The organism is Kibdelosporangium phytohabitans (assembly GCF_001302585.1).
Taxonomy (GTDB): domain Bacteria; phylum Actinomycetota; class Actinomycetes; order Mycobacteriales; family Pseudonocardiaceae; genus Kibdelosporangium; species Kibdelosporangium phytohabitans.
Map to the genome: position 1 here is coordinate 6147014 of NZ_CP012752.1, position 21176 is coordinate 6168189.

The 21176-nt window shown below is 68.7% G+C and carries 17 protein-coding genes and 1 pseudogene; 7 read left to right on the forward strand and 11 right to left on the reverse strand.

Annotated elements, in window-relative coordinates; all coding sequences use genetic code 11:
* Nucleotides 1-121 precede the first annotated feature (121 nt).
* The gene (locus tag AOZ06_RS27850; RefSeq protein WP_054292101.1) at nucleotides 122-1081 is read right to left on the reverse strand and encodes a carbohydrate ABC transporter permease; all 960 of its coding nucleotides are present in this window, start codon (nucleotides 1079-1081) and stop codon (nucleotides 122-124) included.
* Nucleotides 1078-2514 carry an ABC transporter substrate-binding protein gene (locus AOZ06_RS27855; protein ID WP_083471977.1) on the reverse strand — a complete coding sequence of 479 codons (1437 nt, stop codon included), beginning with the start codon at nucleotides 2512-2514 and terminating at the stop codon, nucleotides 1078-1080. Before AOZ06_RS27855 ends, AOZ06_RS27850 begins: the two co-directional genes overlap by 4 nt.
* Before the next feature lie 466 nt (nucleotides 2515-2980).
* Here AOZ06_RS27855 and AOZ06_RS27860 point away from each other — a divergent pair, with 466 nt between their 5' ends.
* Nucleotides 2981-3988, forward strand: coding sequence for a helix-turn-helix domain-containing protein (locus AOZ06_RS27860; RefSeq protein ID WP_236951759.1), 1008 nt, complete (start codon nucleotides 2981-2983; stop codon nucleotides 3986-3988).
* Here the strand turns inward: AOZ06_RS27860 and AOZ06_RS27865 are convergent.
* From AOZ06_RS27865 to AOZ06_RS60310, 3 genes are all read right to left on the reverse strand, one after another.
* Entirely contained in the window at nucleotides 3981-7766 is a 3786-nt protein-coding gene (locus AOZ06_RS27865) for a S8 family peptidase (protein ID WP_063810438.1), read from the reverse strand. The two genes, AOZ06_RS27860 and AOZ06_RS27865, sit on opposite strands and share 8 nt — an antisense overlap.
* A gap of 287 nt (nucleotides 7767-8053) precedes the next feature.
* The gene (locus tag AOZ06_RS27870; RefSeq protein WP_054292103.1) at nucleotides 8054-8671 is read right to left on the reverse strand and encodes a lamin tail domain-containing protein; all 618 of its coding nucleotides are present in this window, start codon (nucleotides 8669-8671) and stop codon (nucleotides 8054-8056) included.
* A 99-nt stretch (nucleotides 8672-8770) separates the two neighbouring features.
* Complete coding sequence (locus AOZ06_RS60310) at nucleotides 8771-9088, reverse strand: helix-turn-helix domain-containing protein (protein WP_236951760.1); 318 nt, start codon at nucleotides 9086-9088, stop codon at nucleotides 8771-8773.
* A gap of 362 nt (nucleotides 9089-9450) precedes the next feature.
* Here AOZ06_RS60310 and AOZ06_RS27880 point away from each other — a divergent pair, with 362 nt between their 5' ends.
* Together AOZ06_RS27880 and AOZ06_RS27885 are read left to right on the forward strand one after the other, a co-directional pair.
* Nucleotides 9451-9903 carry a nuclear transport factor 2 family protein gene (locus tag AOZ06_RS27880; RefSeq protein ID WP_054292105.1) on the forward strand — a complete coding sequence of 151 codons (453 nt, stop codon included), beginning with the start codon at nucleotides 9451-9453 and terminating at the stop codon, nucleotides 9901-9903.
* A 34-nt stretch (nucleotides 9904-9937) separates the two neighbouring features.
* Complete coding sequence (locus tag AOZ06_RS27885) at nucleotides 9938-10597, forward strand: ScbR family autoregulator-binding transcription factor (RefSeq protein WP_169798988.1); 660 nt, start codon at nucleotides 9938-9940, stop codon at nucleotides 10595-10597.
* 55 nt (nucleotides 10598-10652) lie between these two features.
* Here the strand turns inward: AOZ06_RS27885 and AOZ06_RS27890 are convergent, their stop codons facing one another.
* Together AOZ06_RS27890 and AOZ06_RS27895 are read right to left on the reverse strand one after the other, a co-directional pair.
* Entirely contained in the window at nucleotides 10653-12347 is a 1695-nt protein-coding gene (locus tag AOZ06_RS27890; RefSeq protein ID WP_236951761.1) for a sensor domain-containing protein, read from the reverse strand.
* A gap of 73 nt (nucleotides 12348-12420) precedes the next feature.
* The gene (locus AOZ06_RS27895; RefSeq protein WP_054296975.1) at nucleotides 12421-12801 is read right to left on the reverse strand and encodes a hypothetical protein; all 381 of its coding nucleotides are present in this window, start codon (nucleotides 12799-12801) and stop codon (nucleotides 12421-12423) included.
* A gap of 67 nt (nucleotides 12802-12868) precedes the next feature.
* On the opposite strand from AOZ06_RS27895, the gene AOZ06_RS27900 reads away from it, so the two are divergent.
* Nucleotides 12869-13660 carry a glycerophosphodiester phosphodiesterase family protein gene (locus tag AOZ06_RS27900; protein WP_054292108.1) on the forward strand — a complete coding sequence of 264 codons (792 nt, stop codon included), beginning with the start codon at nucleotides 12869-12871 and terminating at the stop codon, nucleotides 13658-13660.
* A gap of 69 nt (nucleotides 13661-13729) precedes the next feature.
* Here the strand turns inward: AOZ06_RS27900 and AOZ06_RS27905 are convergent.
* Nucleotides 13730-14086, reverse strand: a pseudogene (locus AOZ06_RS27905) (transglycosylase family protein); the annotation flags it as partial.
* Nucleotides 14087-14238: 152 nt separating this feature from the next.
* Here AOZ06_RS27905 and AOZ06_RS27910 point away from each other — a divergent pair.
* The gene (locus AOZ06_RS27910) at nucleotides 14239-15633 is read left to right on the forward strand and encodes an MFS transporter (RefSeq protein WP_054296976.1); all 1395 of its coding nucleotides are present in this window, start codon (nucleotides 14239-14241) and stop codon (nucleotides 15631-15633) included.
* 357 nt (nucleotides 15634-15990) lie between these two features.
* Nucleotides 15991-16335 (forward strand): RNA polymerase-binding protein RbpA, encoded by a 345-nt coding sequence (locus tag AOZ06_RS27915; protein ID WP_054292110.1) that lies wholly within the window; start codon nucleotides 15991-15993, stop codon nucleotides 16333-16335.
* Between the two features lie 160 nt (nucleotides 16336-16495).
* Here the strand turns inward: AOZ06_RS27915 and AOZ06_RS27920 are convergent, their stop codons facing one another.
* Genes AOZ06_RS27920 through lnt form a run of 3 tightly spaced genes read right to left on the reverse strand, consistent with a single transcriptional unit; the run spans nucleotide 16496 to nucleotide 19777 of the window.
* Entirely contained in the window at nucleotides 16496-17422 is a 927-nt protein-coding gene (locus AOZ06_RS27920) for a PLP-dependent cysteine synthase family protein (RefSeq protein ID WP_054292111.1), read from the reverse strand.
* 4 nt (nucleotides 17423-17426) lie between these two features.
* A complete protein-coding gene (locus AOZ06_RS27925) occupies nucleotides 17427-18182 on the reverse strand; it encodes a polyprenol monophosphomannose synthase (protein ID WP_054292112.1) in 756 nt (251 codons plus the stop codon).
* An 11-nt stretch (nucleotides 18183-18193) separates the two neighbouring features.
* Entirely contained in the window at nucleotides 18194-19777 is a 1584-nt protein-coding gene (lnt, locus tag AOZ06_RS27930; RefSeq protein ID WP_169798989.1) for an apolipoprotein N-acyltransferase, read from the reverse strand.
* Nucleotides 19778-20150: 373 nt separating this feature from the next.
* Here lnt and AOZ06_RS27935 point away from each other — a divergent pair, with 373 nt between their 5' ends.
* Nucleotides 20151-21134, forward strand: a complete 984-nt coding sequence (locus AOZ06_RS27935; protein ID WP_054292113.1) for a phosphatidylinositol-specific phospholipase C — start codon at nucleotides 20151-20153, stop codon at nucleotides 21132-21134.
* Nucleotides 21135-21176: the final 42 nt, after the last annotated feature.

The window sequence follows — 21176 nt, forward strand, 5'->3', positions numbered from 1 at the left end:
GGCTGATCCGCTTGGTGCCCGGCGCGGGCTTGGGGCGCCTCGGTGGCTTGCGCGCCGGCCGCGACGCGGGTGTGGACCCGGTTGGCGACGATGACAATGCGGTGGTCGACACTGCTGCCTCTCAGAACTGGATGGCGTCGCGGCGCATCAACCTGCGCAGCGCCACCACGAACACCGACACCAGTGCGATCATCACGACCGCGCACGCGCACGCCGTGCCGAAGGCGGGTGTGTCGCCGAAGGACCGGTCGAACACGAAGATGCCGAGCGTCCACGTGTGGATCGGCGGCGCGTACGTGCCGGACCCGGCCATCACGAACACCAGCTCGAAGATCTTCACCGCGTTGATCGTCCACAGCACACCGGCGATGCCGACCACGTCCCACGTCAGCGGGAGCGTGATGTTGCGGAACTTCTGCCACGGCGACGCGCCCGCGATCGAGGCGTCCTCGTAGAGGTACGGCGGGATCCGGTCGACGGCGGCCATCAGGATGGTGATGTAGAAGCCCGCGGACGCCCAGATGATCGATCCGAGCACCACCCACGTGACCGAGTCGGCCTCGAGGAACTTCGTCGCCGACAGGCCGACGCTCTCCAGCAGGTAGTTCGCCAGGCCCTGCCGGTTGGGCTGGTAGCGGTAGATCACGCCGAAGAACATGCCCAGCGCGACCGGCGCGACGATGTTCGGGAAGAACAGGATCGCGCGCACCATCTTGTTGCCGCGCATGTCGCGCAGCACCATCGTGAACAGGAACGCCAGCACGAACGTGCCGATGCCGCCGAGCGTGATGTAGATCAGCGTGTTGACGAACGCGTCCTGGAAGCCGTCGTCGGCGAAGATCTGCGTGTACTGCTTGAAGCCGTTGAACGACGGCGTGTCGCCCGCGCCTTTCCAGTTGGTGAAGCTGAGCACGACGGTGGCGACCGTCGGGGCGATCAGGAACAGGCCGTAGAGCACCAGCGTGGGGATCAGGAACGGCCAGAACAGCTTCTTGCGCTTGGTGATGTGGGCGGCTTGCGTACTACCGCCTGCCCCCGGCTTGCGGCCGGAGGCAGGCGGAGTGGCCAAACTGGTCGTCATCCCTGGTTTTTCCAGAAGTCGGCGGTCTTCGGGCCGATCTGGTCGATGAACTGCTGCGCGGTGATCTTGCCCTTGAGCAGGTCGTTGTTCAGCGGGTAGAAGACGTTCTTGACGTAGGTCCCGCCGACGAGCGAGTCGATCGAGTCCATGAAGACCACCTTCTCCTTCTTGGAGTCGGTGAACGCCGTGTTGAGCTGCTTGAGGTCGTCCGGCACGGGCAGTTCGGCCCGCGGGTGCAGGTTGTCGGCCACCGCGGGGATGCCGCGGGCGAGGTCCTTGTTGGTGAAGTAGGCGATGAACGCCTTGGCGGCCTCGGGGTTCTTGGCCTTCTTGGTCACCGACCAGACGACGGGCAGGAACTCGATGGTGTCGTGCGTGGCGTCGTCGGGCTTGGGGAACTGGAACGAGCCGTAGTTGATGGTCGCTCCGCCACCCTGCTTGCCGAGGTACTCGCGGGTCTCGCTGGGCGCCCACGACCCGACGAACAGGAAGGCTGCCTCGCCGTCGGCCCAGCGCTGCTGGATCTGGGGGAACTTGCCCGCGTCCCAGCCGTCGATGAAGTACTTGCCCTTGGCCAGCTTCTCGACGTACTGCGCGGCCTTGAGCAGGCCGGGCTCGCTCTTCCACTGGCCACCGGTCTTGTCCTCGACGGCCTTCTGGATGCCACCGGCGCCGACGTACTTCTCGGCGATCTGGGTCAGGAAGTAGGCGTTGTAGAAGTCGATGTCGCCGTCCTGGGCGATCGCGCCACCGGCTGCCTTGGCCTTGTCCAGCGCCGCGAACAGCTCGTCGGTGGTCTTCGGCTCCTTGAAGTCCTTCTGCTTGTTCTTGTCGTACCACCAGCCGTTGGACAACAGCTCGTAGGGCACGCCGAACAGCTTGCCGTCCTTGTCCTTGTTCTGCGGGATGTCGTAGAGGACCGAGGGGATGACGTCCTTGACGGTCTTGTCGCCCTCACCGATCTTCATGGTGAACACGTCGTCGAGGCCCTGGGTGCCACCCGGGTCGACGACAGCGGCCTTGACCTGGCTGGTGTCCTGGTCGATCAGATCGGGCACGGTGTCGGTGTTCAGCGCGGGCGCCACGTTCTGCGTGAGGAACTTGCGGCCCAGCCACTGGACGTTGACCTTGACGCCTGCCTTCTCCTCGAAGCACTTGAAGGCTTTCTGCAGCACCCGGCCCTGCGGCTCGTCCTTGGTCCACATGGACCAGTAGGTGAACTCCTTCTGGGTGGGCTTGACGGCGGGCTCGGGGCACGGCGCGTTCAGGTATTCCTGCTCGCCGACGAGCTTGCCGTCGTCCCCCGCGGGAGCGTTGCCGGAGCCACCGCCGCCGTCGTTGGACGACGAGCCGCAGCCTGCCAGCACGAGCGAGACGGCAGCGGTCAGCACGAGAGCGGACGTGCCTCGCCTACCGCCATAGATCGATCGCATCCAGTCACCACCTATGAAGCTTTGTTGGCAAGACGGACCCAAGCCGCCTTGCGCGGATGTGCAACTATTCCGGCAGTTTCAAGCAGAAGTCAACACAAAGATGCACTCTTGTTGCATTGGTCTGTACCAACCTAACTCGGGGGCAGAGCATGCCCGGCAGGCCCCCTCCGTGTCCAGTCCCACGCATGCGGGCACCGGCGAGGCGATTCGTCCCCGCTTGTCCGGTGTGCACGCCATCATCACGGCACGATCCTGGCCGCTCAGCCCATTCCCGGCCACCGCACGTGCGAAAAGCAGCCCAATCGTGAGGATCCCCCAGGTGAGCCGCCCAGTCCGCAAATGCCTGACGTGCCCGCGGGCGCTCAGACCGATATGAAAATGAAGCCTTGTCACGTTAGCGGCGGGCGCCGGGCAGTGTGAACACCGGCCGCTGCTGCCCGGCGTTCCCGGCGTGCAGACTCGACAGGTGGACGGTGAACTGTCGATCACCCGGCTCAGCCGGACGGCGCAGGTGGTCTACGAGGCACTGGTCGACCGGACCGCGACGTCCGCCGACGACCTGCGCCGCACCCTCGGACTCAGCGAACACCAGGTCAGACGTGCTCTCGCGCTGCTCGCCGCCCGCGGGCTGATCACCGGCGACGGCCGCCGCTACCTGGTCAACCCGCCCGACGTGGCACTGAACGTGCTGCTGCTGGAAACCGAGACCGAACTCAGCCGTGCCCGGCTGCACGCGCTGCGGCTGGCTGAACGGCACCGCCGGTCAGCGGACGGCCAACCGCCCCTTGACCTGGTGGAAGTCGTGCACGGCAGCGCCCAGATCACCCAGCGCGCCGAACAGATCATGCGCACCGCCCGGCACGAGGTCTGCTTCATCGACAAACCCCCGTACGCCAAACTGCAGAACGCCCTCAGCCCGGTCGAGGCGGACCTGCTCACCCAAGGCGTCCGGTTCCGCGGCCTCTACGACCGGGACGCGCTGGAACTGCACAACCTGCTCACCGACCTGGAAGCGGGCATCGCGCTCGGCGAACAGGCCAGGGTGCTGGCCGACGCGCCCACCAAGCTCATCCTGATCGACGACCGGCTGGCCATGATCCCGCTGCGCTCGGCACCACCCGCGCTGGAGAGTGCCGTGATCGTGCACCCGTCGGCGCTGCTGCAGGCACTCGAAGCGCTCTTCCACGCACTGTGGCACTCCGCGATCCCGCTGGTGCTGCCGGACCGCACGGTGATCAGGGAGGACGAGCTGTCCGACACCGACCTGCGGCTGCTGGCGCTGCTCACCGCGGGGATGACCGACCGGAGCATCGCCCGGCAACTGGGCCTGAGCTACCGCACCTTTCAGCGCAGGCTGCACGAACTCATGGCCAGGATGGGCGCGCACACCCGGTTCCAAGCGGGGCTGCAGGCAGCCGCACGCGGGTGGGTGCCCTTGCAACGCACCCACCCGCTGACCGGCCCTCCTACTTGAGGGCGTACGCCCGCTGCACCGTCTGGCTCACCGTATTACTGGCGGTGTCGCGCGCGTCCGCGCGAATCCACACATATCCCTTGGTATCGGCCAACGGCGGCAGGCTTACCGTGACCGCCCAGCGGCCGGTGGCCTGAGCAGTGGCCGCGGCCTGCTTCCAGGTGACTCCTTCGTCGGTGGAGTACGACAACCGCAGGCTCGTCACCGGGCCACCGTCGCGGGCACCGGTGTGCTCGGCGGCGCGGACAGTAAAGGTGTGGCTGCCGCCCGCCGGGACCTGGTTGGCCATGTCCGTGCCGAAGTCGTAGCCGAGCTGGATCAGCGGCTGGAACGAGCACGTCGCCGCCGCGCCCAGGCACACGAAACCCGCCGGGGGCACGGCCGTGGCCCGCCGGGACTGGAACGACCACGACGTGTCCACCCTCATCGCCAGCCGGAACACGGCACCGCTGGGCACCGTCGACCGCGCCGACGCGGGCTGGATGTCGGTGGTGTCGAGCCGGTAGCGGCCCGGCTCGTGGCCCAGCCGGAAGATCGGGAACAGCGCCGCCGGGTCGCCGGAGTTCACCGGCGGGACCTCGGTCGTCCCGGCGAACAGCCGGGCCTTGGTGGCCTCGCCGTACGCCCCGGCCTGCCACGGGCTGGCGTAGTGCCCCGGTGTCGAGTCGCCCCACTGCAACGGCGGCACGAACAGGTCGGGATCCGTGCCGCCCCGGCACATCGAACAGATCTCCTGCCAGCCCGCGGCCGTGGCCGGGTACCGCGCCGGGTGGTCGTTCTGCAGCTCGGCCGCGCCGGTCAGCAGCGCGGCGGCGAACCACTTCTCCAGCGGGCGGCTGCGCTCCCCCGGCCGGTAGGTGTTCTGCTGGAACAGCGTCATCGACCCGGGCCGGCCGGCGTCGTCCTTGCCGGACAGGACCACCGACCGCTTCCACACCGTGCGGTCGTCGACCGGCCCGATCAGCTCCTGCCAGGCCGCCGGTGCCGTGAACCTCGTACCGCGCAGCAGTTGGCTCTTCCACAGCCCGGTCGGTGCCGCGTACCAGGTCTTCTGCGCGGTCAGTCCGGGTTTGTCGGCGTGGTAGCGGGTGTCCACGGTCACCAGCTGCGCCGGGTCCAGCGGCTTCACGTTCGCGGCGGGAAGACCGTTGGGGTTGAGGTAACTGACGTTGTACGCCTTGTCCGGGCGGGCGGCGACCGTCACCTTGAGCGGGGTGTTGCGGCCGTTGAGGACCGCCCGAAGCTGTTCGCCCTCGTCACGGCTGAGTGCCAGGACCGGGACGACGTCACTGGACAGTCCCGCGATGGGTAGGGCGCCGGGGCTGTCGACGTAGACCACCACGGCCACCGCCCCGGCTGACGCGGCCGAACCGGCCGCCTGGGTCGCCGCGGTGAACGCCGTGGACGGCTGCGTGGCCTGCACGGCGACCAGCACCGCTTTGCCGCGCACGTCCACGTCGGGCCCGCGCACCACGACCGGTGTCTCGTGCGTACCGGGCCACTTCGCGGCGATGCCGAAGGCGTCGTACTCCGGGTGCAGAGCCACCGGCGACATCTCGGCCCGCACGGCCGCGGGCTGGAGGCTTTGCAGGTCCTGCATGGTGATCGCGCCGCGTTTGGCGGCGGGGACGGGAGTGGCGAAAACCTGCCACGGGTTGGCCCCGGCCGCGAGACCGAACTCGACGATGGAGCCGGGGATCACCCGGCGCACCATGACGGTCCGGTCACGCTGGTCGAGCGGGTCGGGGCTGCGCACCCCGACCCGCACGGCGGCGCGTTCGTCCAGCGTGATCGTGGTCGGTCCCGGCACGGGCACGTCCGTGGCGGTCGACACGGTCCACCGCCGCGTGGTCAGGTCCGAGCGTGAGCTGGTGGCCAGTGCGGAGTACACGCCTTTCGGCACGTGCACGGTGGTGGCACCGCCGGCACCGATCTGCAGGTACCACACGGTGTCGCGACGGAACGGATCGTTGATGGTGCCCGCGCCGCCCGAGTCGTCGATCAACGCCGCGACGGACGCGGCCCGTGGTTTGCCCGCCGTGTCGAGCAGCCGCACCTCGATGGGGACGAGTTCGGGCGCGGTGTAGCGGCTCACCGCGGTGCGCCGCACGAATGTCGCGCCGCGGGCGATGACCGTGCCCCCGACGACGCCGGGTTCGGTGGCGTCGAGCGTGACGGTGACCGACGTGGTCGCGTCGGCGGGCACGGTGATCACGTTCTGGCTGAACCGGACGCTGCCGGGCGGGACAGGGTTGCCCGACCACGTGCGCAGCGACGCCGACAGTGACAGCGTCACGGGCTCGGTGGTCTCGTTGGCGTAGGTGAGGGTCTGCGGCCCGGGCGCCAGCACCGCGCTCGACGGCGCGATCACCGCCGGGTCGGCCGCGCGCGGGATGTCCAGCCTGCCGTTGCCTTGTGCGTACCAGTCCTGGCCGGCGTCCTTGGCGCTCGCGGCCAGCGCGTTCTTCAGGCGGTCGGCCCGCCACCGCGGGAACTTCTGGGCCAGGATCGCGGCCGCGCCGCTGACGTGCGGTGTCGCCATCGACGTGCCCGACGCGGCGGTGTACTGCTCGCCGACCGGGTCGCCCATCGAGGTGCCCGACGCCCGCGCGGCGACGATGCCCACACCGGGTGCCACGATCTCCGGTTTGGCCATCGCGTCACCGGATCGCGGTCCGCGGCTGGCGAACGGCGCCGGTTTGTCCTCCCGGTCGACCGCGCCGACGGTCAGCGCGGACGCGGCCACTCCCGGGCTTTCCACAGTGGCCGGTGCGGAACCCGAGTTGCCCGCCGCGACCACGAACAGTGCTCCCGTCCGCTCGGTCAGGGTGTCCACGAGCTCGCTCAGCTCGTCGGCACCGTCGGGCACCGGGCCACCCAGGCTGAGGTTGACGACCTTCGCGCCGTGCTCGGCGGCCCACTGCATCCCCGCCATCACCTGGGAGGCCGGTGCCTGGCCGGAGCTGTCGAACACCTTGGCCGACAACAGTTTCGCGCCGGGCGCGACGCCGCGGTAGCGTCCGCCGGACGCCGAGCCGGTGCCGGCGATGATCGACGCCACGTGGGTGCCGTGCCCGTAGCCGTCCCCGGCGTCCGGCTCGTCGGTGAAGTTGGCCGTGTCGGCCACTTTGCCCCGCAGGTCCGGGTGCTGCTCGTCGATGCCGGTGTCCACCACGGCGACGGTGGTCCCGGTGCCGTCCAGACCGGACTGCCACATCGCCGGGGCACCGACCTGCGCGGTGCTGCGGTCGAGGGTGACGCGCACCGGGCGGTCCAGGGTCAGCTTGGCGAAGTCGGCGGGCCGGGATGTGACCGAACGCCACAACTCGCCCGTCTTGTCCTTGGCCACACGCATTCCCGCGCCGTTGAGCGCTGAGACGGCCGTGTGGCGGCGTACCGCGGGCAGCGCCGCCGTGGCGGACACGCCGCCGCGGTAGCGGACGAACAGCGGCAGTTCCCCGGTGCGGCTCACGGCGGCCAGTTCGGTCACGTTGAACAACGACCGGTCGGCGATTCCCGACGCCACAAGGGGCATCGCGTCCGAGGGGAACACGAACAGGCCCGCGGGCGTGGTCATGGTCTCGAAGGACACCGGGGGCCGGCCGGCGGACGTGGCCGCCTCGATCCGCGCGAGTGTCGTGCCGTCACCCGCCTGGGTGTACTCGACCTCGTCACCGGTGATCAGGGTGACGCGATGGCGAACCTCGGATCTCGCGGCTGTTTGTGTTGTGCCGTGGGGACTCGCTGCGGCTGGGGGTGGAGCACCGAGCAGTGCCATGGCGACCGCGGTAGCGGCCACAGTGGACAGACGGCGCCACAGCCCGGAGTACGACCGGATCATCGTGCCCTCGCTCTGCGACTAAGTGACAGGGTGTTCACGAGGGTGAGTGATCGATCGCTGATCGGGAACGCATCGCCTCGGCGGGGAGTCGCAAATGGCGACTACGCGCCGCCAACTACGCCGGACGGCGAAGGGCCCGGGCCACCTGTGGTGACCCGGGCCCCGCGCACTGGCGCGCCGATGCCCGTCCGGCCGATCAGGTCAAGCTGCTCGGCCGGACGGCCTCAGTTCAGCGCTCCGGGGGTGCGCTTGTGGAGGGTGAAGTCGACACGGTTGTTGTCGGTGTCGGTGCTGAGGATGTCGCGGGCACTCGACGGTTCGAGCTGGTCCATCGCCGGGGTCTGCTGGACGGCGGGCTGACCCTCGCGAGGCGTGGTGACCGGGTTGGCGAAGCTGATGCCGTCGACCTTCACACCGGACTGGTTGAAGATCGCCACTCCGCCGTTGCTCGGCACACCGACCGTGGAGGACGGCGTGTACAGCTGGACGTTGGTGTTGTCGGTGATCGGGGCCGTCAGGTTGGTGCCCTGCACGACGAGGAACTGGCCCAGGTTGTCGCGCGGCGACAGCACAGTGCCCTCGAACACGGTGATCGTGTCGACGACGAAGTTGTTCGGGCCGTAGATCCGGATCTGCCACCCGCTGATGTCCTGCGGCTGGCTGGTGATGTTGCGGAGTTCGATGAACTCGTCGAGAGCGTTCGCCGGCCCGCGGGTCGACACCTCGTTCACCACCACAGTCGACGACGCGGTCACTGCCGGTTCGTCCGCGGTGGCCGCACCGGCGATGGCCGGGGTCACCGCGACCGCCGCCATGGCGGCACCGAGCAGGAATCGACGCATGACGAATTCCTTTCTTCTGGGTACGTTGATGTCGGGGGAAAGGGTGGCCGGTACCGCTGTCCGACGTTTGTCACCGGCCACCGGGAGCAATAATTCCGCTTACCCGTCCCGGCGGTAAGGGGCCAATTCCGGAATCGGTTCGCCGGCGGAGCGCCGGACGTTCCTCGCCGACCGCGCGGCTGTTTCCAGCCGGTCCTGCGACACGTCGAGCACCTGGCTCAGCCAGGCTCGCCAGTACGGCCCCGGGATCCGCTTGCCACGTTCCCACCGCGAGATCTCCGCTCGCGTGACGGCCGGGTTGCCGGACGTCTCGGTCAGCAGTCTGGCCAACGTGACCTGCGAAATCCCCAACTGCTCGCGCAATTGCGGTATCAACCGCCACAACGGCGGTGTCGTGGTTGCGATTCGCGTGTGCACCGGCACATCCTTCAACCGCGGCCGGGTCCGGCAGCACCTGCGGGCCGGTGATACCGCGGGCAGGCCCGCCGCGGCGCACCTCGCCGCATTGTTCGCCGGAATACGCGCGACACACCGGCTCCACCGGCCTTCACCGCTTGGCGCCTCCTTTCGGGTGAGACCGGGGGAATCATCACACCAACACATCCACCCACTTTCTCCGCGCCCGGGACTTTATGCCCGATTCCCGCAGAATCACCGGCCTTCCGTATGGCGATGGTCCGTTTGGTCGCGTATTGGCTGCCGGTTGGGACCAATCACCGCCGGTATCGGTCACCAAGTGCGACAACCCTGCTACCGTCCGAGCCCGGAGGGTGGGACCCATGTCCGCGCACAGGCAGAGAGGCACCCGGCTGGTGCCGTCGAGACCGTTGTCCACACTCGAACTGGTCCAGTTGATGCTGGTGCGGTTCGGCGCACACGACGCCGCGGGACTGGCCAGGCTGTTCGCGACGCAGGTGGCCTGGCGGGCACCCAGTCTGCCGTTCACCCACTGGGGCGACGGCACCCGCTCGCGGCGCGAGGTGGAGTCCTTCTTCCTCGCGTTCTTCGATTCCCTGCCGCCCGAGGCGATCGCCGTGCGCAGGCTGCTGGTGGACGGCGACGACGCGGTGGTGATCGGCCGCACCCGGTGCCGGGTGGGCGCGTCCGATGAGCTGGTCACGCTCGACCTGGTGATCTCGGTGTCCACACGGGACAGCGAGGTCCGCGAGTGCTGGCTGATCCCCGACTCCCTCGCCGCGGGGATCGCGCTGGGCCGTGCCCAGCTCGTCTGACGTCCGACGTTCGGTGACACTCGAGGTGGCGGTGGTGAACGGCAAGCGGACCGGCTGGCAGACCAGGGGCGATCTGGTGGCCGCGGCGGCGGAGGTGTTCGACCGCGACGGTTTCACCGGCGCGAGCCTGCACGACGTGTGCGCCCGCGCCGAGGTCAGCAAAGGCGCGCTGTACTGCCACTTCCCGTCCAAGAACGCGCTGGCGCTCGCCGTGATCGAACGGCAGTCCCTGCTGTGGCACGAGGTGCGGTACGAGCTCGGCGACCGCGGTGGCATGCCCACCCAGACGCTGGTGGATTTCTCCTTCGAACTCGCCGAGCGGATGTGCGCCGATCCGGTCCTGCGGGCGGGCAGCCGCCTGGTGCTGGAGGCGGGCCTGTTCGAGGTGGCCGCGGCGAGCCAGTTCGCCGGATCGGTGGCGATCGTGCGGGACCTGTTGCGGGACGCGGAGAAAGCAGGCGAGTTGCTGTCCGGAACCGACGTGCGCTACGCCGCCGAGGCGATCGTCGCCGAACTCACCGGCACGCACCTGCTGTCACTGGCGATGGCCGGGGAGACCGAACTGCCCGCGCGGCTACCGCAGATGTGGCGCCTGCGCCTGCTGGGCCTGGTGCACGAACGGGTCCGGGTGCGCCTGCGACTGGCCCCGCAACCACCCCACAGCATGAGCAAGGGACCCGTCTCGAAACGTTGACAGGCCACTAGCGGCCCGTCACCGCATCGCGAGCGGACAGCGCGTTCACCGTCGGCTAGGCGTTCTCCGCGCGGGCCCGGTTCTTCTCCGCGGCTTCCTCCATCGACTGCGGCCGTTGGGGCCAGCCGACGTTCGGGCGTGACAGCAACGCGTTCAACGGTTCCGGCCGGCCCAGGTGGAATCCCTGCGCCACCCGCACCCCGAGCCGGGACAACGCCTGCACCTGCGTGGGCCGCTCCACCCACTCGGCCACCACCGACAGGCCCAGGCCTCGTGCGATGTCCACGATCCCGCTCACCAGCACCGTGTCGCGGCTGCCGTAGTCGATGCCGTGCACGAACTCGCCGTCGATCTTCAACCCGGTGATCGGCAGCTGCTTGAGGTGCACGAACGAGCCGAAGCCCGAACCGAAGTCGTCGAGGGTGATCCGGCAGCCGCTGGCGCGCAGCTGCTGGGCGAGGCTGCGGGCCGCGTCCAGGTTCGTCACCGCGGCCGTCTCGGTGATCTCGAAGCCCAGCCGCCCCGGCGCCACGCCCGCCGCCGCGATCCGGTCGAGCACGAAGTCGCCGAAGTCCTCATCCTCCAGCGTCCGGCCGGAGACGTTCACGTTGAACCGCAGCCCCGGGTACGGGTGCTCCACCAGTGCGTCGATCGCCGTGCCCGCCACCCACCGGTCGATGTCCAGCACCAGGTCGCTGCGTTCGGCCGCGGGCAGGAACTCCCCCGGCCCCAGCCGCGGGTGCTTGTTGTCCTCCAACCGCAGCAGCAACTCGTGCCCCACCACACGGCCGCTGGCGAGCTTCACCATCGGCATGGCGTGCAACGCGAATCCGCCGTCCTGCAACGCCCCGCGCAGACGGTCCAGCACGGACACCCGCAGCGCGGTGTCCGTGTAGTGCCCCTGCTCGTACACCGTGACCCGGTTGCGGCCCGCGGCTTTCGACGCGTACAGCGCCAGGTCCGCGTTCGCCAGGATCGCCTGCCAGCTCTCACCGGTGTCGAACCGGGCCACACCCGCGCTGATCGTCGTCCGGGTCGCTCCCGAGCCGCCGCTCAACGGGACCGCCGCCACCGCTGTGCGCAGCCGGTCGGCCACCGTCACCGCTTCGCGCTCGTCCGCGCCCGGCAGCACCACCGCGAACTCGTCACCACCCAGGCGCCCCACGACCTGGCCGTCGGTCAGCCGGTCGCGCAGCAGGTTCGCCAGCGTGCACATCACCCGGTCGCCCGCCGGGTGGCCGCGCAGGTCGTTGATGTCCTTGAAGTTGTCCAGGTCCAGCAGCAGCAACGCGCCGCGCACACCCAGCGCCAGCTGCCGCTCCAGCTCCCTGGTCAACGCCCGCCTGTTCGGCAGGCCGGTCAGCGGGTCCTCCTCCACCATCCGGAGCAGGTCCTCGTGCCGGTGCCCCAGCTTGGCGGCTCGCAGCTCCTGGTCACGCCAGCGGGTCACGTCCACCGCGCGGTACAGCAGGTCGGCCTCGGCCACCGCCACGCACGAGACCTCCAGCCACCGGTGGTCGTCATCGTCGCGCGAGCGCCACGAGACCACGGCGGCCTCGTCGGTCGGCGACTCGGGCGCGCCGGCCAGCAGGGCGGTCAGCGACCGGCCCACGCTCTGCTCGGTGCTCAGGCCGAACAGACCGGCCATCCGGGGGTTGGCCCACTTCACCCGGCACCGCTGGTCGGTGACGGCAAACGCGATATCGCTGGCCGCCAGCACCTCGCCCAATGAGGCGCTGTCGTCGCTCACTAACACCCTCGCAGGATCTCTACAAAGCAGGTTGTCTTGTCACGCGCGCACGAAGCGTAGCCGACCGCTCCCGTCAGCGCAGACGCTCCAGCGCATCGGCCGAACGCAGGATCTGCGCCGCCAGCCGCCCCAGTTCCGCCGCGTCCGCCCCGTCCTGTGCCGCGGTCACCACATCTTCTGCCGCACACCGCAATTGAAACAACCTGTCCTGCAGATCCGCCAGTTCCGCGGTCGACAACACCACGGCATCGTCAGGAAGGCCACTGCGCTGCAGCGCCGAGCGGCGCTCGTACGCCCGCTGCCGGCATGGCTGGGCGCAGTACCGCCGCGGCCTGCCGACTCTGTCCTCCTCCGGCAACCTGCGGCCGCACCAGCCGCAGTGCCTCGGATCCCCCCGCAGCGGATCACGCTGCACAGGCTGCCCGGGTGAGTCGGTCCCGGTTACCACCGTCATGACAATTGACCGTATCTGGACATCGCGTTGCCACCCATCCGCCACGCCGCCGGTGCACACTCATTATGTGCGCGACCACGACTATCTGGCCGGACCATACCCGCGGGCGTTCGCCCACCGCGGCTGGCATCTCGGCGACCTCGAGGACATGGAGAACTCCCTGAGCGCGTTCAAGCGCGCCGCGCAGGAGGGCTACCACTATCTGGAGACCGACGTCCACGCCACGTCCGACGGCGTCGTCGTGGTGCACCACGACGACAAACTCGACCGCACCACCGACGGGCGCGGGTTCGTCGCGCGGCAGCCGTGGCGCAGCGTGCGGACCGCCAAGATCGGCGGCCGTGAGGAGGTCTGCCGGTTGGAGGACCTGCTCGAGGAACTGCCGGACGCCCTGGTCAACATCGATGTGAAAGCCGATTCCGCGGTCGAGCCCGTGATCCGGGCGCTGCGCCGCACGGGTGCGCTCAACCGGGTCTGCCTCGCGTCGTTCTCCGACACCCGGCTCCAGCGGCTGCGCGCCCGCATGGGCCCGCGTCTGATGACGTCGATGGGGCCCAGGTCGGTGGCCGCGCTGTGGGCGGCGGGCCGGGTGTGGGCGCCGAGGGCGTGGCGCGCGATCCGCGGCCGGATGGCCCAGGTCCCGGTCAGCCAGGGCCGGTTGACGGTGGTCGACCGGCGCCTGGTCACCGCGGCTCACCGGCGGGGCATGGAAGTGCACGTGTGGACGATCGACGACGCCCCGCAGATGAACCGGTTGCTGGACCTCGGGGTTGACGGCCTGGTCACCGACCGCCCCGAGATCCTCAGGGACGTGCTGCGAGCCCGGGGGATGTGGCCCGCCGCCACCCCCGCCCACTGACCCGGTCCCCTTGGCCACCACTGTGGCCCTTGCTGCGTTTCGCGCACCAAGGGCCACAGTGCTCGCCTAGATGTACGCGGCTTCGGCGTACGTGGGGACCCGCTTGCTGCGGGCGTCGCCGTCCTCGCGCAGCTTCAGCTTGCGCGCGCACGTCCACGGCTGCCAGCCGCGCATGCGGTAGAGGTACAGCGCCCGGTAGTCCTGCTCGTCCGGGGTGGCCTGGTGGGGCAGTCCCTTGCCGCCGACGCTGCGCCACGTGTCGAGGGTGAACTGGTACGCGCCGTAATGCTTGCCTTTCGCGTCATAGCGGCCATTCGACTCGCACTTGCGGAGCCTCGCCCAGTCGTTGCCAGGCGGGTCTGCCCACGCCTGCGGAGCCATCACGGTTGCGATCACCAAACAGGTAATAACGAGCCGTTTTCTCATGGTCACCGAAGGTAAATCACACCGTTATCATGTGCCCGGCGAGTCACTCGCACGTGAACTTTCGATACCGCATCCCGCAGCCGATCACCCGCCCGGGAAACCGCCCAGTACAGTCCGCGTACCAACCGACCGGGAGGACCTGAGTGAGCACGATGGCAGACGCCCAGATCCGCAAGCAGGAGCAGCGGGGATGGGTGTGGTACGACTGGGCGAACTCGGTCTTCCCCACGTCCGTGACCACGGTGTTCGGCTCGCTCTACCTCACCGCGGTCGCCGCGACGGCGGCCAAGGCGGACACCGCCACGAACGGGCCCGACGCGTGCCCCGCGGGCGACAAACTCCGCAACTGTGACGTCTCCCTGTTCGGGTTACAGTTCCCGGCCGGATCGCTGTGGGGCTACCTGCTGTCGTTCGCCACCGTGATCCAGGTGCTGATCGTGCCGCTGATGGGCGCGATCGCCGACCGCACCCAGAACAAGAAGCGGATGCTGGCGATCTTCGCGTTCTCCGGCTCGGTGGCCACCGCCCTGATCGCACTGGTCGCTGGTGCGAACTGGGAGCTCGGCGCGCTGCTGTTCATCGTCGGCAACATCTGTTACGGCACGTCGGTGGCCATCTACTACTCGTTCATCCCGGACATCGCCACCGCCGAGGAACGCGACGACCTGTCCACCAAGGGCTGGGCGTTCGGTTACCTGGGCGGCGGCGCGGCGCTGGCGCTGCAACTGGTCCTCGTGCTGTTCGGCGACAGCATCGGCGTCGACGAGAGCACCGCGGCCCGGATCGCGTTCGTGACCTCCGGTGTCTGGTGGGCGCTGTTCACGCTCATCCCGTTGCGGCGGCTCAGGCAGCACCAGCCCGCCCACGACCCCGAGCCGGGCAGCTCCGCGCTGACCGCGGGCTTCAAGGAGCTCGGCAGCACGCTGCGCGGCGCGAAGGCGTTCCCGCTGACCCTGGCGTTCCTGGGCACGTACCTGATCTTCACCGACGGCATCTCCACGGTCGCCAACGTCTCGGCCCAGTACGGCAGCGAGGAGCTCAAGTTCGAGCAGCAGGTGCTGATCACGACGATCCTGATCGTGCAGTTCGTCGCCTACATCGGCGGCGTCCTGCACGGCAGGCTCGCCCGCCGGATCGGCGCGAAGCGCACCATCCTGGTCAGCCTCGGCATCTGGGTGGTCGTGATCGCGGGCGCCTACTTCGTGCAGGCCGGCCAGCAGCTGCAGTTCTACCTCGTCGCCGCGGGCATCGGACTGGTGCTCGGCGGGACGAACGCGCTGGCCAGGGCCCTGTTCAGCCAGATGATCCCGGCAGGCAAGGAAGCGCAGTACTTCTCGGTCTACGAGGTCGGCGAGCGGGCCACCTCGTGGCTGGGGCCGCTGCTGTTCGGGTACATGGCCCAGACCACCGGCTCCTACCGGTACGCCATCATCTCACTGGTGATCTTCTTCGCGGTCGGCTTCGTGCTGATGCTCTTCGTCCCGGTGAAGCGGGCCATCGAAGCCGTCGGCAACACCGTGCCACAATCCCTCGAGAGCAAGGCGTGACAATGGATAAACGCTGAGTGTCGTTCGTATTCGAGTACGAGCGGCTACTCGAAGTCATGATTTCTCACCCGCCGGATCGACGTTTACGCTTCGATCCGACCGGGTACCTGCACATCCTGGACTGACCTGTGAACTAACTCCTCCGAACGGGTGAGATGTTGGTGTCGATTGTGGGATAACGCGTCACTTTCCCGCGCCGATTGCCTCCCTTAGGAGGAAGCTGTTGTTGACGGGTGAAACATGTCACTGTGCGCGACGAGTGCCGGGGGAAGGGAATCTTCCGGCCGTTCCGTTCGTTGCGCTCAGTGAGCACCACCCTGGTCCGAGGGGACTCGGGCCGAACGAAAGGACACCGCCATGGCCGACCGTGTTCTCCGTGGAAGCCGGCTGGGAGCGGTCAGTTACGAGACTGACCGGAACCACGATCTCGCGCCGCGTCGTACGGTCAGGTATGCGTGCCCGAAGGACCACGATTTCGAGGTGCCCTTCTCGGACGACGCCGAAGTGCCGCCGGTGTGGGAGTGTCGGCTCCACGGGCTGGAATCGAAGATGATCGACGGCTCCATGCCCGAGCCCAAGAAGGTCAAGCCACCCAGGACGCACTGGGACATGCTGCTCGAGCGCCGGACCATTCCGGAGCTCGAGGACTTGCTCACCGAGCGGCTTGAAGAACTCCGCGGCAGGCGCAGCCGGACCGCGTAGTTCGACTCCCACCACGAACGACCCCGCCCAGACCTCCCGCCTGGGCGGGGTTTTTCATTCCCGGCCGGTAAGCCCGATTGCAGGTTCCTGCATCGCCCCATGACCCAACATTAGTTGGACAACATCTGTTGGGGAACGCCGCCACTCCGGACGTGCGGCACTATTCGAACAACCCGCACGACAGATACTTCAGCCCGCTGTCGACCTGAACGGTCAGCACGCGGTGCCCTCGGCCCAGCCGCCGCGCCAGCCGCGCCGCGGCCACCAGGTTGGCCCCAGTCGACGGACCGGAGAACAGGCCGTACTCCGCGGCCGCCACACGGGCCATCTCGCGGGCCTCGCCGGTGGACACGGTGATCACCTCGTCGAAGTCGTACGACTCCAGCAGCGGCGGCCAGAAACCGATCCCCATGCCCTCGATGCGGTGCGTGCCCGCCCGTCCCCCGGACAGCACCGGCGACTCGGCGGGCTCCACGGCCACCCGCAGCATCGACGGGAACCGCTGCCGCAGCGCGCGCCCCGCCCCGACCAGGCAGCCACCCGTGCCCACCGACACGCAGAACGCGTCGATCTGGCCGGGGACCTGCGCGGCGACCTCGTAACCCAGCGGCTTGTAGGCGTTGATCACGTCCGGGTTGTGGAACTGGTCGGTGGCGAACCCGTCCACCTGGTCGGCGACCAGCCTGGCCAGTTCGATCAGCTGCGGCCACAGCTCCGGCCGGAACCCGCCGGGCGGACTGGTCACCAGGTCGACCTCGGCGCCGAAGGCGCGCATCGCCGACAGCTTCTCCGGCGCGAACGCGTCCGAGGTGACCAGCCGCAGCGGATGCCTGGTCACCGCGCACACCAACGCGAGCGAGGCGCCCGTGCTGCCACCGGTCGCCTCGACCACGATCTGCCCGTGCCGCAACCGGCCGGTCTGCTCGGCGCCGCGGATCGTCGCCAGCGCCATCCGGTCCTTGTACGAGCCGGTCGGGTTGGCCGCTTCCAGCTTCACCCAGACCTCGGCGTCGTCGGCTCCGGTCAGCCCGTCGACGCGGACGGCACGGGTCCAGCCGATGCCGGCGAGTAAACCCTGCTCGGCCATCCGGTCAGCTGGACTTGCCGCCCTTGACCACCGACTTGATCTGGTTGCCGCGCACCCGCACGCCCCACTTGAACACGCGCCACAGCGCCTCGCGGACGATCGCGCCGTCCATCTTGGACACGCCGATCTCGCGCTCGGTGAACGTGATGGGCACCTCGGAGATGGTGAACCCGGACTCGAGCGTGCGCCAGGTCAGGTCGATCTGGAAGCAGTAGCCCGCCGAGGCGACGTTGTGCAGCTTGAGCTTCTCCAGCACCGGGCGGCGGAACGCGCGGAAACCCGCGGTCATGTCGTTGACCTTGGCACCCAGCCACATCCGCGAGTACACGTTGGCCATCTTGGACAGCATCCAGCGGCGCTTGGGCCAGTTCACCGTCTTGCCGCCGGGCACGTAGCGCGAGCCGATCGCCAGGTCCGAGTCGTGCAGCGCGTCGATCACGCGGGGCAGGTCCTCCGGCGCGTGCGAACCGTCGGCGTCCATCTCGACGATGACGTTGTAGTCGCGCTCCAGCGCCCAGCCGAACCCGGCGACGTAGGCGGCACCGAGGCCGGCCTTCTCCGTGCGGTGCATGACGTGCACCCGCTCGTCCGCCGCGGCGAGCTTGTCGACGATCTCCCCCGTGCCGTCCGGGCTGCCGTCGTCGACCACGAGGACGTGTGCCTTGGGCAGCGCGGCGTGCAGCCGGGTGATGATCGGTGTGATGTTGTCCTTCTCGTTGTACGTGGGGATCACCACAAGCACCGGCTCGAGCTCCGCCATACGTTCCTCTCCTAGTCCTGTTCTGTCCGGCCCGAGTTCGTGCCGACCCGACGCTGACGCTGCCGGATCCGCGAACCGATGGCCCACAGCAGCGCCGCGAGGCCGCCGACGACCATGGCCACCTCCGGCCAGGCGCCGATCCGGGTAGCCAGGGTAACGGTCGTCCTTTTGGGCACGGCGGCCACCAGCGTGTCCGCGGTGTACAACTCAGTCTGACGGGTGACAGATCCATCAGGTTGCACGATCGCACTGACCCCGGTTGTGGCCGACACCACCACCGCGCGCCCGTGTTCCATCGCCCGCACCCGCGACATGGCCAGCTGCTGGTAGCTCATCTCGGTGCGGCCGTACCAGTTGTTGTTGGTCGGCACGGTGAGCACCTCGGCGCCGTCACGGGCGGCCTGGGTGAGCACGTCGTCGTAGGCGACCTCGAAGCAGATGCCGACGCCGAGTGTGCTCCCGGCGGCGGTGAGCACGGGCGCCTGGATGCCCGGCCGCATGTCGAGCTGCCCGTCGACGAACGGCGTGAACAGCCGCGCGACCGGGCGGATCGGCACGAACTCCCCGAACGGCACGAGCTTGCTCTTGGCGTACTCCTGGCCGGGGCCGGTGCGCGGGTCCCAGACGATCATCACGTTCTGGTCGCTGCCGTCGGCCTGCCGCTGGCGCGCCCCGACCAGCGTGGGCACGCCGAGGTCCTCGACCATCCGGTTGAGTTGCGTGTCGTTGCCGGCGTCCGGGACGAGGTTGGTGAACGTCTCGGGCATGAGCACGACGTCCGGCTTGGGCCCGCGGCCCGCCTTGATGTCCCGCGCCAGCTGCTCGGCCCGCTGGATGTGGTTGCGGCGCATCTCGTTGCCGGACCCCAGCGCCCCCAGTCCTTCCGGCGCGTTGCCCTGCACGACGGCGACGGTGATCGTGCCGTTCTGCGCGTCCGTGCCGACGAACGGCAACGTCGCGAAGGCGACCGCCAGCGGGGCCACTGCCATCAACGCCGGTCCGACGTCTCGCCGTACGACGAACTGCGTGATCGCGCACCCGGTCAGCGCCACCGCGAAGGTCAGCAGCGGCGCGCCGCCCAGCGACGCCAGTGGCAGAAACCACCCCTCTGGCTGCCCGAACCCCACCCGTGACCAGGGGAACCCGCCGAAGGGGAACCGTGCCCTGACCGCTTCGGCGACGACGAACAACGCGGCCATCCAGACCGGACCGCCCGGCAACGTGCTGACGACAGCCATCCCGGCCGCCGCCACGGCGACGAACAGCGACAGCACCGCCGACAACCCGATCCACGGCGAGGGACCGAACCCCTCACCGAGGAAGTTCTGCAACCAGAACAGCGACGGCATGAAGAACGCCAACGCGAACAGGAAGCCGTACCCGAACCCGGCGCGCGCCCGTCTGCCCCGGATCGCGGCGGCGAACAACGCGAACGCGGCCACCGCCAGCCACCACGTGGTCCGCGGCGGGAAGCTGAGAGCGAGCAGTCCCCCGCCGGCCAGCGACGCCAGGGTCCGCCAGATCACCGGATGCCGCCGCACGAACGAGACCGTGCGCGCAGGCCTCGGTTCAGGCGGGACGGGGGCTGTGATCACGCTGTCCAGCCTACGGCGGCGCCGTGAACGCTCCGTGACAGCCATGCCCCCACTGCGCATCCGCCAGTCTCGACCTCAAGGTCATCCTCAACCTCGACCCGACCTGGAGGGTTCCGCCGGGTGCGCACCGAAGCGCTGTCGTCACGATATTCACGGCCCCTGATCGTCCACTTTATGGCCATTCCGTGCGCCGCGTGGTGCCACCGGGTGACTCCTATATACACGATCCGCATTTTCGTGTACCTGTTGAAGTCGTTGGCGAGAACAGGACGATTTCCTGTCGGCAAGAACATGAACCACATCCACCGGGTCACCGCCCACCGCATGCGCGCCAATCCTCAGCGATTACTTTGTACGGGAAGGTTTTGCGTGGATGTCCACAATACACCACCCCATCCGGCGTACGCACACGTTCCAGAACACCGTGCGGAAACACCAGCACCTCGGGCTGGAAGACCCGCGCATTCAGGCCATGATCCGGGATTCGGGCGTTCGCGGATCACGCCTCGTCCATTCCGGACCGGATGTCGAGTGGGACACGACGAACTGGCTGGGGTCGCTGCGCGACGACGTGTCGGCCGGCCTGCTCTCCGTCCCGGGCAGCCACGAGTCCTGCGCCAGGTACGGCGGCGCCTGGGTGGCGTGCCAGACGCTGGACATCGCCTCCCAGCTCAACTACGGGGCACGGTTCCTCGACATCCGCTGCCGCGTCGTCGGCCCTGACGACGACAGGTCGTTCGCGATCCACCACGGGGCCTTCTACCAGCACCTCATGTTCGGCGACGTCCTGCGCCAGTGCGCCGAATTCCTCGAGGACAACCCGTCCGAAACAATCTTCATGCGGGTGAAGCAGGAATACTCGGACGTCAGCGACGCTGCGTTCAAGAAAGTCTTCGACGACCGATACCTCAGCGACCTCTTCTACACCGACAGCTGGGTACCGGACCTCGGCGACGTGCGCGGTCGAATAGTCCTGTTCGGGAACGTGGCCGGTTTGGGCGGAATAGCATACGGCGGATCGAATTTCGTCATCCAGGACGACTACACCGTCACGAACATCGACGACAAGATCGACGAAATCTGCGACCAGGCCAACAAGTCGATAACACGCACGGACGACGACCGCGTTTACATCAACTACGTGAGCGGAACCGACGCGCCGTGGCTGTCGCCGCAGGAGATCGCGTACGCACTCCAGGGCCCCGTGCAGTCGGCGCTGGAGGCGACTCTCGTCGACCCGCCGGACGACCTGGGGCCACTGGGCATCATGCCGCTGGACTACTTCCAGTCATTCGGCTGGTGGGACGTGGATCTGGTCTTCGACATCATCATGTGGAACACCTCGATCCTGGCATGAGTGCCCAGGTGGCGTGATCCCGGCAGGCCCCCCGGCAGGCCC

Excerpts from the sequence above, each read along its gene's own strand:
- AOZ06_RS27850 (WP_054292101.1), bottom strand. The coding sequence starts at position 1,081 with ATGACGACCAGTTTGGCCACTCCGCCTGCCTCCGGCCGCAAGCCGGGG.
- AOZ06_RS27855 (WP_083471977.1), bottom strand. The coding sequence starts at position 2,514 with ATGCGATCGATCTATGGCGGTAGGCGAGGCACGTCCGCTCTCGTGCTG.
- AOZ06_RS27865 (WP_063810438.1), bottom strand. The coding sequence starts at position 7,766 with ATGGCACTGCTCGGTGCTCCACCCCCAGCCGCAGCGAGTCCCCACGGC.
- AOZ06_RS27870 (WP_054292103.1), bottom strand. The coding sequence starts at position 8,671 with ATGCGTCGATTCCTGCTCGGTGCCGCCATGGCGGCGGTCGCGGTGACC.
- AOZ06_RS27880 (WP_054292105.1), top strand. The coding sequence starts at position 9,451 with ATGTCCGCGCACAGGCAGAGAGGCACCCGGCTGGTGCCGTCGAGACCG.
- AOZ06_RS27895 (WP_054296975.1), bottom strand. The coding sequence starts at position 12,801 with ATGACGGTGGTAACCGGGACCGACTCACCCGGGCAGCCTGTGCAGCGT.
- AOZ06_RS27910 (WP_054296976.1), top strand. The coding sequence starts at position 14,239 with ATGGCAGACGCCCAGATCCGCAAGCAGGAGCAGCGGGGATGGGTGTGG.
- AOZ06_RS27915 (WP_054292110.1), top strand. The coding sequence starts at position 15,991 with ATGGCCGACCGTGTTCTCCGTGGAAGCCGGCTGGGAGCGGTCAGTTAC.
- AOZ06_RS27920 (WP_054292111.1), bottom strand. The coding sequence starts at position 17,422 with ATGGCCGAGCAGGGTTTACTCGCCGGCATCGGCTGGACCCGTGCCGTC.
- AOZ06_RS27925 (WP_054292112.1), bottom strand. The coding sequence starts at position 18,182 with ATGGCGGAGCTCGAGCCGGTGCTTGTGGTGATCCCCACGTACAACGAG.
- AOZ06_RS27935 (WP_054292113.1), top strand. The coding sequence starts at position 20,151 with ATGTCCACAATACACCACCCCATCCGGCGTACGCACACGTTCCAGAAC.